Origin of the sequence: Staphylococcus taiwanensis, assembly GCA_020544305.1 — a bacterium.
Classification (GTDB): domain Bacteria; phylum Bacillota; class Bacilli; order Staphylococcales; family Staphylococcaceae; genus Staphylococcus; species Staphylococcus taiwanensis.
This window is the reverse complement of the sequence record CP058667.1, coordinates 317,923-333,006: the sequence shown is the minus strand read 5'-3', so window position 1 is coordinate 333,006 and position 15,084 is coordinate 317,923. Positions and strand designations below refer to the sequence as shown.

General features: G+C 33.6%; 14 protein-coding genes. 4 read left to right on the top strand and 10 right to left on the bottom strand.

The window, feature by feature from the left end; all coding sequences use genetic code 11:
* The first annotated feature begins 15 nt into the window (after nucleotides 1-15).
* Nucleotides 16-375 (top strand): hypothetical protein, encoded by a 360-nt coding sequence (locus tag HYI43_01535; protein ID UDI77295.1) that lies wholly within the window; start codon nucleotides 16-18, stop codon nucleotides 373-375.
* 63 nt (nucleotides 376-438) lie between these two features.
* Here the strand turns inward: HYI43_01535 and HYI43_01530 are convergent, their stop codons facing one another.
* The 4 genes from HYI43_01530 to HYI43_01515 form a co-directional block, all read right to left on the bottom strand.
* Nucleotides 439-1,284, bottom strand: coding sequence for an SDR family oxidoreductase (locus HYI43_01530; protein ID UDI77294.1), 846 nt, complete (start codon nucleotides 1,282-1,284; stop codon nucleotides 439-441).
* Nucleotides 1,285-1,442: 158 nt separating this feature from the next.
* A complete protein-coding gene (locus tag HYI43_01525; protein UDI77293.1) occupies nucleotides 1,443-1,919 on the bottom strand; it encodes a peptide-methionine (S)-S-oxide reductase in 477 nt (158 codons plus the stop codon).
* A 208-nt stretch (nucleotides 1,920-2,127) separates the two neighbouring features.
* Nucleotides 2,128-2,484 carry a hypothetical protein gene (locus HYI43_01520; protein ID UDI77292.1) on the bottom strand — a complete coding sequence of 119 codons (357 nt, stop codon included), beginning with the start codon at nucleotides 2,482-2,484 and terminating at the stop codon, nucleotides 2,128-2,130.
* A gap of 14 nt (nucleotides 2,485-2,498) precedes the next feature.
* Entirely contained in the window at nucleotides 2,499-3,524 is a 1,026-nt protein-coding gene (locus tag HYI43_01515; protein UDI77005.1) for an RNA-binding protein, read from the bottom strand.
* 263 nt (nucleotides 3,525-3,787) lie between these two features.
* Here HYI43_01515 and HYI43_01510 point away from each other — a divergent pair, with 263 nt between their 5' ends.
* The 3 genes from HYI43_01510 to HYI43_01500 are packed head-to-tail and all read left to right on the top strand — an operon-like array spanning nucleotide 3,788 to nucleotide 5,655.
* Nucleotides 3,788-3,979: a hypothetical protein gene (locus tag HYI43_01510; protein UDI77291.1), complete on the top strand. Its 192-nt coding sequence runs from the start codon at nucleotides 3,788-3,790 to the stop codon at nucleotides 3,977-3,979.
* A gap of 17 nt (nucleotides 3,980-3,996) precedes the next feature.
* Complete coding sequence (locus HYI43_01505; GenBank protein ID UDI77290.1) at nucleotides 3,997-4,653, top strand: response regulator transcription factor; 657 nt, start codon at nucleotides 3,997-3,999, stop codon at nucleotides 4,651-4,653.
* Nucleotides 4,654-4,656: 3 nt separating this feature from the next.
* The gene (locus HYI43_01500) at nucleotides 4,657-5,655 is read left to right on the top strand and encodes a HAMP domain-containing histidine kinase (protein UDI77289.1); all 999 of its coding nucleotides are present in this window, start codon (nucleotides 4,657-4,659) and stop codon (nucleotides 5,653-5,655) included.
* A gap of 543 nt (nucleotides 5,656-6,198) precedes the next feature.
* Here the strand turns inward: HYI43_01500 and gtfB are convergent.
* From gtfB to asp1, 6 genes are read right to left on the bottom strand one after another with little or no spacing between them, the layout of a single operon-like run.
* Complete coding sequence (gene gtfB, locus HYI43_01495; GenBank protein UDI77288.1) at nucleotides 6,199-7,533, bottom strand: accessory Sec system glycosylation chaperone GtfB; 1,335 nt, start codon at nucleotides 7,531-7,533, stop codon at nucleotides 6,199-6,201.
* Nucleotides 7,526-9,034 carry an accessory Sec system glycosyltransferase GtfA gene (gtfA, locus tag HYI43_01490; protein ID UDI77287.1) on the bottom strand — a complete coding sequence of 503 codons (1,509 nt, stop codon included), beginning with the start codon at nucleotides 9,032-9,034 and terminating at the stop codon, nucleotides 7,526-7,528. The genes gtfB and gtfA overlap by 8 nt, the downstream gene beginning before the upstream one ends.
* Before the next feature lie 16 nt (nucleotides 9,035-9,050).
* Complete coding sequence (gene secA2, locus HYI43_01485) at nucleotides 9,051-11,441, bottom strand: accessory Sec system translocase SecA2 (protein UDI77286.1); 2,391 nt, start codon at nucleotides 11,439-11,441, stop codon at nucleotides 9,051-9,053.
* Complete coding sequence (gene asp3, locus HYI43_01480; protein ID UDI77285.1) at nucleotides 11,434-11,976, bottom strand: accessory Sec system protein Asp3; 543 nt, start codon at nucleotides 11,974-11,976, stop codon at nucleotides 11,434-11,436. Before asp3 ends, secA2 begins: the two co-directional genes overlap by 8 nt.
* Nucleotides 11,960-13,522 carry an accessory Sec system protein Asp2 gene (asp2, locus tag HYI43_01475; protein UDI77284.1) on the bottom strand — a complete coding sequence of 521 codons (1,563 nt, stop codon included), beginning with the start codon at nucleotides 13,520-13,522 and terminating at the stop codon, nucleotides 11,960-11,962. The genes asp3 and asp2 overlap by 17 nt, the downstream gene beginning before the upstream one ends.
* On the bottom strand, nucleotides 13,512-15,083 hold the full coding sequence (asp1, locus tag HYI43_01470; protein ID UDI77283.1) for an accessory Sec system protein Asp1: 1,572 nt from the start codon (nucleotides 15,081-15,083) through the stop codon (nucleotides 13,512-13,514). Before asp1 ends, asp2 begins: the two co-directional genes overlap by 11 nt.
* Between the last annotated feature and the right edge of the window lies 1 nt (nucleotide 15,084).

The following is a 15,084-nucleotide window of genomic DNA, read 5'->3' as shown; positions in this document are numbered from 1 at the left end:
GGAGAAATTCAAATTATGATTTTACGTTATGCTGCAAATTTAAAACTTGCTAAAGAATTATATAGCTCTGCTAAACCAAAATTAAAAGGTGATCAAGGTATGATCGATACATTCCAAAATGTATTTGGTTTACCTGAAAGTTCAGTTAAATTAGCTGGTGCTGTCGAAGGTGCTGCTGCCGCTTTCTTCGCTGCTAGTTTCTTAAACAAAAACTTATCACGTTTAGGTTCAATTTGTACTTTCGGCGTATTAGGTGTTGCTACTTATAAACACTTTGAAGCTGGCCATGGTAAAGAAGGCGCTCAACACGCTTTAGACTTATTAGGCTTAGCTGCTTTAAGTTTCGCTGATACTTTCGATTGCGATAACAAATAATATGATTTAACTATAATATGAAAGCAGGACGTGTGATTAATGCTATCACACGTCCTGCTTTCTTTATTTATCACTTTTCAAGAATTCCGGGAAGGTTTGTGGTTTATCATGGACAAGTTGTTCAAAGTCATCTGAATGTTGATCAAGTAAACCTCGGGCACCCGCTTCGTACATTGACGCCAGCAATGCACCAAATCCTTTCGGTTCATCGTACATTTCTGAGAATTCTTCCAAAGAAACAGGATCATATTGAATCTTCGTACCTGCTGCTTCAGACAATATTGCTGCCAACTCTGTCATAGAATAGCTATAGCCAGAAAGTAAATATCTTTGCCCAAATTTCTCAGGTTGTTGTAATAATGCTACGATTCCTCTCGCAATATCATCTCTAGAAATATAATTAACACGACCATCACCTGCTGGATAAATTAATTTCTGCATGTCCGCAAGTTCTGGTAAATACGGTTTCAATGGATCCATGTACATCGCCATTCTGACATAAGTGTATTTAATACCGCTAGAGGCGAGTAAACGCTCCGCATAACCAAAGTATGGACTCATATGGAATGGATTGTTATGTTGATCGGCATAGTATCCAATAAACATAATATGTGAGACATTTGCTTCATGTGCTGCACTCACTAAATTCTCAACTTCAGGAAGTCGTTTAAATGACGGATGTATGATACTTGGAATAAAGATAACTGTATCAACATCTTTGAATGCATGAACCATACTTTCTTTATTAAAATAATCTAAATCTCTAATGCCTACTTTTTCTTTCCAATGTGATGGTACTTTATCAGGATTGCGAATACCAATATTAAAATCAGGCAACTGTGTTTTAATCGCATGTTCAGTTATATGTGAACCAAGATGACCTGTCGCTCCTGTAAGTAAAATTGTCATATCTATCGCTTCTTTCTCTTTATATTTAAGTGACTATTATTTCGTAATTGGCTATAGTATTGTATTGCCTATATTTATCTTGTTATGCATATATTTTTGATGAAAATGAATTGAACCAACCTATACATGATAGGGCCAACTACAGCGACACCTTTTAACTAAAGATGTCTTTCCAACATTTCAGGGGAAATATGGCAGTATGCAATATCTTCTGGATATTTATCAAGTCGGTCTTGGTGTTCATCAGCGCTTGGAACATAGTTATTTAAAGGCAATACCTCAATAGCAATTCGTTCTTTATCAGGGCGCTGATTAATAAAATACTGTGCTTCTTCTAGATGTCTTGAATCTGTGCTATAAATTCCTGTACGATATTTAGGTCCTTCATCTACGCCCTGCTTATTAATACTATATGGATCTATAATCTCGAAAAGGTGGTTCATTAAGTCAGTTATTGTTAGTTGCGTTGGATCGAATGTCGTTTTTACACATTCTGCATAACCATCATAGTTATCACTCCGATGCGCAGAAGTACCATTTGCACGTCCCGCTTCAGTTTGGATGACCCCTGGTAATGTTTTAATGAATGCTTGCACACCCCATAAACATCCACCTGCAATATACACCGTTTCCAAGTTAAACACCCCATCTCCTATTAATTACTTAATGTTAATCATAACCATAAAAAAAGAGAAGTGAAACTAATAGAATTCAAATTTTTATAAAATGAATTCCTTGCTTCACTTCCACTTTAGATACACGACTTGCGTCTTGTACGTTCAATCCCTAATTTTGAACGGATTTGTATTAATACTGTTTATGCTATCATTTATGACAACTCATTTATTTCCGAACTAGTGCAATGATACCTGCCACAATAATTAGAATACCTGATAAATAACCAAAGAACCCTAATAAATATATATGAATAATCGATGCAATAATTAACGAAATTCCGACCAAAATTCTGTTCTTATTAATAATACAACTGAGTGCTAATGTAATCGCACACAAAACAATTGAACTTGTTGCAACTATAGTCATTAAACCAGTTAGTTCAGTGCCATATCTTCTATCATAATCAGTGAGTATTAATGTTATTAATCCTCCAATAATGCCAAAAACACTGCCGATTATTCCAAGAACCATTTCGATTATTATACTCGTAGGTTTAGGGCTGTTCATTTGTACATTTTCCATTGTTGTCTCCTTTTCTAAGCTGCGTCATCTTCGTCGCTAGCACTATCGTCAGTGTTTGTTTCATTCGTACTCTTTGCTTCTGATGGATCATCTGATCCAGGACCATTCGAATTACTATCATCTTGTGAAGTTGCTTCTTCTGATTGTGTATCATCTTGTTGGTCTTCTTGTTGAGCTTGTTCTTCTTTATCTAATTGGTCTTCATAATCTTGCATTGCTTTATCATATTCCGCTTGTTCTTTCGCATTTTGTTTTTCATACAATGCTTCTACACGTGCTTCTAATTGATCGTATTCAATTTCTAACACATCTTTAGACACATGATTCATCTTCTCGCCATCCGTAAGCGAATTATATTCGTCCACTAATTCGTTATACATATAAGCCGGATAAGTCACGCCTACATCAGCTTGATCTGAATCGCTTTCCTTTTTACTTGAATCTGTCTCTTTTGTACCTGTGCTTGTGCTACTGTCTTTAACCGAACTATTAGCTGAAGTATCTTTCGCACTATCTGCATTTTTAATTTCTGATTTGCTAATGACCCACTTAGCTCTTATTTTATTAAAATTAGGTACCGTATCTAACTCTAACGTATATTGATCACTATCTGGCACGTCATAGGTAATGTAGCCTGATGCTGTATTATTATGATTCAACTGATGGCTAAATCCTTCATGCATGTCTTCGCTACCATACCACTCTTCATAGTTTTCATTATTCACTTTCATACTAAAATCTGTATTATCCATTAAGACTTGATCATCGTTATTATTTCTAAACTTTATGTATACTCTCAAGGCTTTGCCATTTGTAGGTGCACTATACTCATCATAGTTATTAATAAATTCTGCTTTAACCACTTTAATATCTACACCGTCAGCATCCACGACTTGACCTATTTTAAATTTCTTCATTTTATCTGTAGCTTTAGCCTTGCTATTTGATTCTTCACCCTCTGCCTTATCTTTGTTGCCACTAAAGGAGCATCCTCCTAAAAAAACTAAAAATATAATACTTATAAAAAATAATCTTTTCATATTAGCCTCCTCATCTTTTTTTTGTAAATTGAAAAGATACTATTTACATATATTATTTTATATTTAAAAACTAGAAAAGCAATATATTTTTTATATTTAATTTAAATTTTTTAATTACTTTACAAATAAGAATTATCGTACTGGTATTTGTTTAACCTACACTTTTTTCTCTCAATTTAATAAGAAATTACTTTTTATTCATAACTTTTTCAGAATTGGTTTATAAACTTATATTACAAAATCAGATAAAGGAGTGCAGACAAATGACTAATATCATAGCTTCAATATTATTACTCATCTCAATGGGGAGTTTAGCAGTAGCATTTCTTACAGGAATTTATCAAATACTTTCGTGGTTAAGAGACAAAGATTATTCTCCTAGTTTTAAATTATCTATACTATTCTTTTTATTATACGTGGTATTCTATATCCCAACATTTATATTAATCAATTAAACATAAAGGTGGATTATATGAACGGTTATCATATTTTATTAGTAGAAGACGATGACACAATCGCTAAAAATCTTAAACAAATATTAGAACTAAATGGTGCACAAGTGTCACTAGATTATACTGGCGATAATGTGTTTAACGTGTTGGATAATATTCATCTCATTATTATGGATATCATGTTACCTAATAATGATGGTTTATCTATTACAGACGAAATAAGAAGAATTTCCTCTGTTCCTATTATTTATTTATCAGCTAGAGTTGATATCGATTCTAAAGTTAAAGGACTGGAAAATGGAAATGATTATTTAACAAAACCATTTAATCCTAGAGAACTTATTTCTAGAATAAATAATCTATTAATTATTTATTATTCAGATAAAGACATTCAATTTCATGATTTTATAATTAATGCAAAAGATAGGAACATTAAAACTAAAGATGGTGAATTACTATCATTGACGAAAACAGAACGTAGATTATTTTTCTATATGTATGAAAATAAAGATTTAATTTTAACTAAAGCGCAAATAATTGATTATGTTTGGAATTTTGAATCTGCTTCTGAAAATACATTGAATGCTTATATTAAAAAATTAAGAACTAAATTATTAGATTCTGGAACAATTATAGAAACAATTTATGGCATTGGTTATAGATTAAATGGAGGTTAAGTTATGGGGTTATTAAAAAAATATTATATGTTTATGGGGCTGGGTTTATTATCTATTCCACTCGTTTTTTTATCTATCAATAGCTTAATACTTTTAAGTATCTTATTCATTGAAAAATGTTTCAACCACCCACTTGATATAAACTTCAAATCAAGTGGTCTTACAATTATTTTTTATATTATTTTCTTCCTAACTTTATTTACATTAGTTATTATAGCTTCACGATATGTATATAAAATTGTTGAACGTCTTCGCTTACTAAATAATAAATTACTAGAAATCGCGAATAGCGACAATCTACCCAATAAGTTAGACATACCTTCAAATAAAAATGATGAAATCGATATGGTAGGTCAATCTATTAACGTTTTAATAGATAGATTAAGATATAGAGAAATAGAAATTATTGAAAATAAAAATAATGAACAAAACTACATTAATCAACTATCTCATGATATTAATACCCCTTTAACGGCATTGAATTTAGAACTATACCAACTTGGAATACAATATCAAATTAACGATAAAGATATTGAATTATCTTACGAAAAGATAAACTATATTTCCAATTTAATTAAGGCATTACCTAAAAAAGATGATATTTCTAAATTTTATACTTTTAATCATCAAGTAAATATACAAGAATGTATCAATAAAACACTTGATAAGTGGCATTATCTTTTACATTCAAAACATATTATCTCTGTCTTAAATGTTGAACATGATAATATTTATTGGATTGGTGACCAACTATGGTATGAACGCTTATTTGATAACATAATTTCAAATGTGTATAAACATTCGAAATCATCACGTATTACTATCTCACTTAATGAAGAGTGTATTACAATTCAAGATAATGGCATTGGCTTTAATAATAAATCCACACAATCAAAAGGATTAACTATCATTAAAAATATATGTGACAGATTCTCTTTAAGTTTAAATATTGAATCTGATTCAAATGGGACTTTAATAAGTATTAAAAAAACATCAAAGTAATATTATATATTAATGACTGATTCGTTTAACTTAGTCCACATTCTTTAAAAAATAAGCCAGCAAATGAATTTTTTATAAATCCATTTACTGGCTTATTTAATTTCATTCATGTTTATATCAACTCAAGTATTAAAGTACTTAAGTAAGTAGTTCTAAAATGGGTAATGGAACGTAGTTGAGCGACGCCTGAGGGAGTTAGAATTATTGACGAACGTAAGTGCACACACTTACGTAAATAGTTCTAAGATAGATAACGAAACAGAGTTGCGGAGACTCCTAGGGGAGCAGTAATTTTAATGAACCTAAGTGCAATAGCACTTAGGTAAGTAGCTCTAAAGATGGATAATAAATGGCGTTGCGCGACTCCTAGTGGAAAAGAAAGTGTCGAGTGACTACAGGCACGAGCCTTTCCCACAGGAAAGCGTCGCAACAAAAGAATATTATCCATCTAAGAGCTGCTTTAGAGACGGCACCCTAGGAACGCGAAGCAACTTATGTGAGTGTTTATCTATCTAAGAACTATTTTAAAATCATCTTTTAGAATTATTCCATCGCATTACTAATTGCTTTCTTAAAGGTATGTTGATCAATGCTATTGTTCTTATCTTGTTGTGCCTCGACACGTTGTTTAAATGCTTCATTATCGCGTGCGATTTCGCTCAGTATATCTATTAATTGCTGTGGTTCATTTTGCTGCGTCATATTCTTTTCAGCGATAAAAGAACGACGATGTGCAGTTTCGTTATAACCTAAAATTAATTGATTATTAAGCATTGCTCGTTCAACTGCATTGACAATTTCGCCACCATTATTGATATCTAAATAAATATCACATAGTTCAAATAACTTATCTGTTTTGTCTTGTGTGATGGTAGGATAAAGTTTCACATTCTCATATTTACCTAAATCAGTTAATTTAGCTGACATTTCCGTAATAGCACCAATATGAAATTCATAGTCATTACACTGTTGTATCATCGTTTCTAAATGTGGAATATCATCAGAATTTGTTAAATTAAGTATGCGTTTTGTAAATTTATTATCCTTTTGATAATCATAAAGATAACCAGATTGACAAATGCGTGAACGATATTGAGGTCCAATATTTGATGAAATAGCTTCAAATTCTGAACTATCTGGGATCATCACTTTTGCATTAAGCGCTTCATTATCTAACAATAACTTCATATTTCCCGGGACATTTCCATTACTTCGTTCTTGCCAGAATAGCACTACATTTCTCACACTAGATGAATCATAAATGACAAAGAACGGTGTCGCTAATGAATTAATGATAACATTCGATGCATCAACGTCTAACTGTTCTAAAAAGAACCCAATGAAGTCGTGTTTAGAAGCAAAGAAATACGATGCACCTTGCCAATCTAATACAAGGTCTTTTGTGACAAAGTTCTCATATAACACTTCTTTACCTTGGCGGTCCACATATGTCTTCAAAATCGCCTTATTATTTAAATCATATATGGTTTCCGCAAACTTGAAGCCATCTTTATTATAATGATCAACAGAACGAAGATGGCCTGTCGTATCAAACCATTCCACAAAACTGACAATTCTACTTTTAAAATGTTCTCGATAGAAAATACGACCTCTAATTTTACCATTATCCATAATTTCTGCTTGATTATGGTTGCCTTCAATTTCCCATAATGGCGGTATTTGAACGTCATTGAAGAATGCTGGTTTATCATGCGCAGTACGTTGATAATTCGCAAAAAATTGATAAGGCGAAATAAAATCGTCAGGTAAAAAGCCATCGTCATCCATGACAATTGTTTTATGCTGATTGCCTGCAAGTTGAAGTGAACGTTGAAGTTTTTGTGATGCTTCGTCATATTTTTCAAATAAATTAATCATATAGCACCTCATCAATTAGATTTTGCCATTTTTGCGTAATATGCTCTGTTTTAAACGGTTCTGCAATTTTATAAGACGCCTCATGTGGGAATTTAGGGCCATTATTAAAGTATTGTACAATTTTATCAGCCATATGATCTGTTATAACCTCAACATCTTGGTTGTCTTTATCGATGGGTATAAGGTATCCATTGTCACCATGGTTAATAAATGTTGGATTACCATAGTTAACATCGAAACCGATCATCCCTAGGCCCGAACCGATCGCTTCCATTAATGTCAAACCGAAACCTTCGCTTGTAGATGCAGACATAAACAAATCATAGTTGGCGTAGATATCATCTAGTTTCACATGCCCTTTCAGTTGAATATAATCTTGCGCATGATGTTCAGTGATAATCTGCTCAATTTTTGCTCTTTCGTTACCATGGCCGTATATGTCGAATGTTAATTGTGGAACTTCTTTTTTAGCTTTAATGACCGCTTTTACAATCCAATCTACATGTTTCTCACTGGCTAATCTTGAAGCTGTAAGCATAGAATACGGCTTTCTTTCTGAACTTGGATAACTCAATTGATGTAAGCTTCCCACAGGTATCGTACGGACCCGTGGTTGATGTTTCGTATATGTTTGAAACTGTTCAGATAGGACTTGATTTTGTAAATCTGTTGCTGTGATATAGAAATCAATATATGGTGCTTGTGAAAAGATATATTCATAGTAATTATTCCATAGAATATACTGCTCATTCGTCGCATTTTCACTGAAATGTTCTGCATGAACCACACTACCAACTTTACTTTGTCCCTTATTTTCCAAAATGGTTTGCCCAAACTTAGTCGAACGATCAATAATGACAATATCTTGTGCAGTTAAATGTAATTTCTTCAGGAAGTAAGCCACAAATTCTTGTTTACTGTATAGACGAGCGTCATCAAAGACATAAACACTTGAATCGCCATCAATATATTCTTTATAAACGATTGAACCATCTTCATTGTAAAATTGACGCATATACAATTTCGCACGGTTCTCACTTGGTGCGTAGTACTCTGAAAATGTACGTACATAACTGTAGTAATCTTTACGAATCAACATATCATTCACTACAAATTCAGCACGGTCAACAATATCTCGGTCTCCATCTTTCAAATAACAACTGACATATGAACGTGCATTCCCTATATGTAAACGAACTACCTTCCCTGTTTGATTTCGCGTTGTGACTGGGTTACCTAAATCGTTAATCAAATCATCAATCGTATAAGTTGTGGGCGCAATCGGAATATCGCTAAAATATTGATACAACCAAATTACTTCATTATCTTTGAACCCAATATTCTCAGTTAAAGTCTGGATATTTTCAGCTGAAATAAAATCTAAAAAGATAAATTTAGCAGGCTGATTTACCTCTCGTAATAATTTCGCACGGTAGGCCTGGGCATATTCCACACCACTGCTCGCCCATCCGATGCCAAAATTAATATTGTATACTGTCATCTATGAACACCTCATTTTAAGGAAAATGTACTACTAAATCGTTGTCTTTATCAAACGTTAAAATGCTCAAGCATAAATTACGGATTATATCGCGTTTCACTTTAATCATCATCATTTCATAGGTTTCCAAAGCCACTTTATGATACTCGAAAATCGCATTACGTTGACCGTTTTGTCGATTGTTGACACTCGCTTTAAGTTGCTGTAACTGATCAACTTGGTTAATCCATTCCAAGTCAATCGCTTTTAAAATCGCTTTTTGTAAGAAACGTAATTTGAAATAATCATCATTGGCAACCTGTAAATTACTTTGTAGTTGTTGATTAAACTGATGTACTAAATAATCAATTGTATCTTCACGACTTTGCATGTGTTGGCTGATATTGTCATCATTGAAACTAAAACTCAATTGCTTATAAATATAATGAATTATTTCATCTTCTGAACGAATATTCTGTGTTCTCAAATCATGTTCAAAAACATCTCGTGCTAAAGTATCAAAATTAAATGTGCTAAAGTCTGTTGTTTCTAGTATACGATTACGTTCTGCGTACACACGATCACGTTGGATTCCAATACTCTTTTCAAATTCATTTGCCATTTCACGTGTCATCATGGCAGTTTCTTCAGATACACGTTGGGCTTTTGTTACAATGCCGCGCACTCTATTTCTGAAAAATGGACTACTTTGCAATTTATCAGGGTCGATGTCTCCTAATTTTTCATTTTCAGCTAATTTAGCGTTACTCCAACGTTTCACAATATAATCATCTAATGAAACATAAATTTGCGATACACCTGGATCACCTTGTCGGCCTGAACGTCCTCGTAATTGTCTATCGACTCTGCTATTTTCCATATGTTCATTAATGATAACAGCCAACCCACCGAGTTCATGAACACCGTTACCAAGCTTAATATCCGTACCGCGTCCAGCCATACTCGTAGACACTGTAACCGCTCCAAGTTGTCCTGCCTCAGCAATCATTTGTGCTTCTTTCGCAACATTTTGTGCAATTAATAAATTGTTTGGAATATTTTGCTTAAATAATTGTGCTGAGAAATATTCGGCCGCTTCTGCCGTTCTTGTAATCAAAAGTATTGGTTGCTTTGTGGCATGAACTTCCATCACTTTCTTAAGAATTGCTTTATTTTTCTCTTCAGATTTAGCATATACGCGATCTTCTTTATCATGCCGTATGATAGGATGATTCGTTGGAATTTGCACGACTAATTTGGAATATAAATCAAAGAATTCTTTTTCGCCTAACTTACCAGTTCCCGTCATTCCTGAAAAGTCATTAAATAATTTAAATAAATTCTGGAAGGTAATTGTCGCCATTACACTTAAATCTTGTGATAATTCTACCCCTTCTTTAGCCTCAATGGCTTGATGCAGACCAGATTGTAGTTTCGTACCAGGCAACATTCGTCCAGTAATGCGGTCAATCAGTACAACTTCACCATTATAAATAAAATAATCCAAATTATCCTTGAATAGATATTTCGCTCGTAACGATAAATTGATGACACGCACTAAATCAAAATGTTTCGGTAAATACATGTTATTTACCTTGAAATAATGATTCGCCGCATCAATACCCTCATCAGTAAGCCAAACTTCTTTTTTATTTAGTTTTACTTTAAAGTGTTCATCTTCGACTAACGTTTCCACAAACATTTTTATAATATGAAATAGGTTAGATTGCACACGTGGTGCACCAGAAATAACAAGTGGTGTTTGCGCTGCGTCTAAGATAATAGAGTCAACTTCATCAATGATCGCAAAGTTCAATTCGGGTAAATATTTCGCATTGATATGGTCAGCTAAGTTATCAAATAAATAATCAAACCCTAAACGTCCATTGGTTGTATAGATAATGTCGTGATTATATAACATTTGTTTTTCATGATCACCATATTCGTAATCAGGAATGTCCACAAAGCCAAGCGATGCCGTTAGACCTAACCATTCATATAACGGTCTCATTTCTTGATAATCACGATTTGCTAAATAATCATTTGTCGTGATTAGAAATGCACTTTTACCTGTAAGCGCGTTTAAGTATAGTGGCATCGTGGCCGTTAATGTCTTCCCTTCACCTGTTTGCATTTCTGCAATATTACCTTGATGCATCACGATGGCACCCATCACTTGTACATCTTTAGGATACATACCTAGCACTCGTTTAGAGGCTTCACGAATCGTAGCATACGCTTCAGGCAATAACTTATCCAATGTCGTTTCACGCTGCTCTAAACGTTGTTTAAACTCTGCAGTCTTTGCTTGTAATGTTTCATCTGTACAGTTTTTCATATGTTCGCTCAACCGATTGACTTCGGTTAACTGCTTCTTCAGACGTTTCAGACGCATCTGATTGATCACCTGATTCACACGATTACCCATCTAGCCCACCTCGCATATACTCATTCTCATCAAACAACACTCGATTTAACACCTTAAGATTAACTTTATTTTCTACGATATCTTGATTCTCATCCGTTTCTGTTGGCATTTCTTCTATTTTTATATTTTTGAAAAGGAGGTCCGTTAATCCAGCATTAATTAATTCTATTTTATATGCATACGCTTCAACAGGAAATTGAAATTCTGCCATATCATCTTGAATAATCAAATATGAGTATTCTGTATCATTTTTGCGATAAAACGTTATTTTGACATAAGCGGCACCTTGCGGCTGAACATCATAATTCAACAAAATTTTATACTGTTGCCCCTTTTTCAAAATAGGAAGATACGGCACAGTCTTATCTTCATTAAATGTAGTTAACATATGCCAATCATGTATCACTGTTCCTGACGGCATCAATGGATTATGAAAGTACGTTCCTTCGTCTTTAAAACGCAATGTCGTACCATACATAAATGTTGTTGTATTAATGTGTCGCCAAGCTAATGCATAACTATTTAATGCTGACATTGCTATCTCTCCCGAATTGATCTTTTAAGATAATATTATAAAAATTGACGAACCAACTTGTGATTGTCGGCGAATCATCATTATGTCGACCAGTCACACCACGACTCATCACATGCGCACGCTGTTGACTTAGCACTGGTGATAATGACTGAAATGCCGTAGCATCATAATCATCGTCACGCATGTAAGCAATCGCAAATGTAGTATTAGATAAATTGCTATTTTTTAACTTTTCCCAAAAACGTGTATCCAAACGTTCAATATCTGCAGTAGAGATGCCACCTTCATTAGCTAACAACACATCATTCGCAGTACCAAACTCATTAGGTCGTAACAGTTTCATATTATCTGCAATGGTACCGATATTTAATAATGGCTTACCTACCACTACAGCAGCTGGTTCTAATCTTGTTGCGTAATACAAAGCACCAAACGATCCCATGGATAGTCCAGATAAGATAAGCTCATTATGTTTGAATCCTAAAAATTCAAGTGCATTGCGAATTATATCAAGCACACCCTTTTCAAAAGTTTCAGAGCCAAGATAGAATGAACCACCCTCAAGACGAGGGTCACCAATTAAAATAAATGGTGCATTCATCTTATTCATCATGAAATACCCTTCGAAACCTTCACCGGGGCGATACCCACTGAAATACACATTTAGCGGCGGTTTCATATCACCAGGATTAAAGTAATGTATAAATTCGTCACGCTTCGCATCCGCAAAACGTTGACCACCCATAATAAATTGTCCCATTTCAAGTCGTGACCAACGTTTATGAATTGAACCTATGCACAACTTACCTTTACCTTTCGCTTTAAGCGATACACTCACATTCGCTTTCTCAGACCACATCGGCAACTGAATAGGCGCTGTTAAGTCTTTATGCTCATAGCGCAACGTTATATCTGGAAATTCTGACGACCAAACCGGCGTTAATCTAAATGTATACTCAATTTCTACATCACCTTCAAATGAATACTCCGGCCAAAGTTCATTCACCATATCCTTATCACTCACTAAACTTTGCGTCCACGTGACAATTGGTTTAAATGATGCACCGAAATCTCCTTCTAACACAAGTGATTTATTACCTTCGTATTTATACTCCCCCTGAAAATGTGGATGAACTATCGCTTTAATTGGAGATACTCTATCGCCATATTGCCCAGGAAATGTCACCGCTAATAATTTATTACGCAACGCTTCTTCATTTTGATAGTTTAATTTTTTTACAAAATTACGTTGAATCAGTGGTGCGTCATCATATTCTGATGACCACATTTGGGCGTCGATGACTGTATTGTGTGGGGTTGTGACAAGATGTAATAAATCCATCAATTTAGTTGAGTAGTCACTTTGCACAAACACTAGATCAAAATTTCCATAAGTGTCTATAATACTTTTAACTGCATCAATATAACCACTTTCAAATGTAAATAGTGCATTATCTAAATAATCCCATTCTACATTTTTTTTATTTTCAAATAAGGATTCTAAATCTTCTCCGCCTATTTGTAAGACTCTAAACTTACGTGGCATTTGTATCACCTTCAATTAAGCTATTAAGCTGTTGAATAATAAATTCCGAACTAAATTCATCGCTCAATTTTATAGAATGTGCAAAAGAATAGTTCCAATTTTTTAAATTGAGTAAGAAATAATTCAAAGCTGTATGTAGGTCTTGAACATCTTCAATAATTAAACCATTTAATTTATCATCAACATAATCCGTTTCACGCATATTAATTTGAGGAACCCCAGCACTAATACTTGAAATTTGTAAATATAAATCTGGTTCTTTATTCAAATCTACAATAACCCGTAGTTGGGACATTGCTTTCATTAAATCTTCTTCAAATGGTACATAGACAATTTTAAATGTCTCTATATCTTCTTCAAGTTCAGTTTGTAAAATATCCTGCACTTCTGGCGAGAATGTATCTTTTGATTTATTTAATGCGGTGTTGCGTTGTTCTACTTCATCTTTTAACCATTGAGGTATGTCTGGTTCATTCAGTCGAGTTAACAAATGAATTAAGGTAGTATCGTGGTGTTCTACATATTGACTTAGATAATGCATTATATTCTTTAATTCCTCATTATTAAGCCCATCTATCCAAACACCCACATGCGTTTCATATAATTGACTACTTATATTTGGTAACATTTGTGCATCAAATGGTGTGACACGTAACATCTTGAATGGCTGATACTTGGGATATTGCGTGATATATTGTTGTACTGTCGTTTCATTATCTTCAGTATCAACTAAACATTGATTCGCTTTACCTATACCTTCTAACAACGTAACATCAATTTGTTGATTTCTTTGTTTGAAGATTGAGAAACAAATATTTTCAGGTTTAAATGTGTGCGTTAACAAACCATTGTGTCGCTGATCCACAGCAATAATTATTTTGTCGTCATCTTCTAAATTGGCAACATTGTATTGTTGAATTTTTTCATGAATTAACGCATCCATATTGTCATATTCTGTTTTTTGAAAAAGACTATAAAATTCCGACTGTATCGTTACTTTTTGTGTCATGAAATTTTGAGTCATTATCAGACGACCTTCTATATCTAAATAATATCTAGTTTTAGGTTCTTGATAAGTAGTATAGGTTTCAATAGAAGAGATAAATCCCCTATCATCAAATATAAACTTACGTTGTAGTGTCTTATTTTCGTAATCTTCGATAAAGAGTAAATAACCTTCCTGACTAAATATGATTTTAGAAAAGTGGTTATCATCTGTTATTGCCATTACTTGGAATGGTGTATAAATAAATTCTGTCGCTTCTGGCCAATTTAAATCTCTATAGTCAATCGCTACAGGTGTGAGATGTGCTGCGCCTTGTATATCATCAAACAGCGCCCAATAATTTATTTCGTAAAGTTCACGACGATGTAAAAATAATCGTAACATCGGATTATAGTTTAATACGATCGTGTTAAATACTTCATTGTTTTTATGATGCATCGACATCAAACTTACCATGTCGTCAAATTCTGTGGTTTTTCTTTTCCTGAAAAATGGCTCAACAGTACTATCCCACCAATTTTTTGAATCATACCATGCAGGTATAAACTGTTTCATA

Coding starts and splice junctions, on each gene's coding strand:
- HYI43_01500 (UDI77289.1), top strand. CDS start 4,657: ATGGGGTTATTAAAAAAATATTATATGTTTATGGGGCTGGGTTTATTA.
- HYI43_01530 (UDI77294.1), bottom strand. CDS start 1,284: ATGACAATTTTACTTACAGGAGCGACAGGTCATCTTGGTTCACATATA.
- secA2 (UDI77286.1), bottom strand. CDS start 11,441: ATGGGTAATCGTGTGAATCAGGTGATCAATCAGATGCGTCTGAAACGT.
- HYI43_01505 (UDI77290.1), top strand. CDS start 3,997: ATGAACGGTTATCATATTTTATTAGTAGAAGACGATGACACAATCGCT.
- HYI43_01520 (UDI77292.1), bottom strand. CDS start 2,484: ATGGAAAATGTACAAATGAACAGCCCTAAACCTACGAGTATAATAATC.
- gtfA (UDI77287.1), bottom strand. CDS start 9,034: ATGACAGTATACAATATTAATTTTGGCATCGGATGGGCGAGCAGTGGT.
- HYI43_01515 (UDI77005.1), bottom strand. CDS start 3,524: ATGAAAAGATTATTTTTTATAAGTATTATATTTTTAGTTTTTTTAGGA.
- asp3 (UDI77285.1), bottom strand. CDS start 11,976: ATGTCAGCATTAAATAGTTATGCATTAGCTTGGCGACACATTAATACA.
- HYI43_01510 (UDI77291.1), top strand. CDS start 3,788: ATGACTAATATCATAGCTTCAATATTATTACTCATCTCAATGGGGAGT.
- HYI43_01535 (UDI77295.1), top strand. CDS start 16: ATGATTTTACGTTATGCTGCAAATTTAAAACTTGCTAAAGAATTATAT.
- asp2 (UDI77284.1), bottom strand. CDS start 13,522: ATGCCACGTAAGTTTAGAGTCTTACAAATAGGCGGAGAAGATTTAGAA.
- gtfB (UDI77288.1), bottom strand. CDS start 7,533: ATGATTAATTTATTTGAAAAATATGACGAAGCATCACAAAAACTTCAA.
- asp1 (UDI77283.1), bottom strand. CDS start 15,083: ATGAAACAGTTTATACCTGCATGGTATGATTCAAAAAATTGGTGGGAT.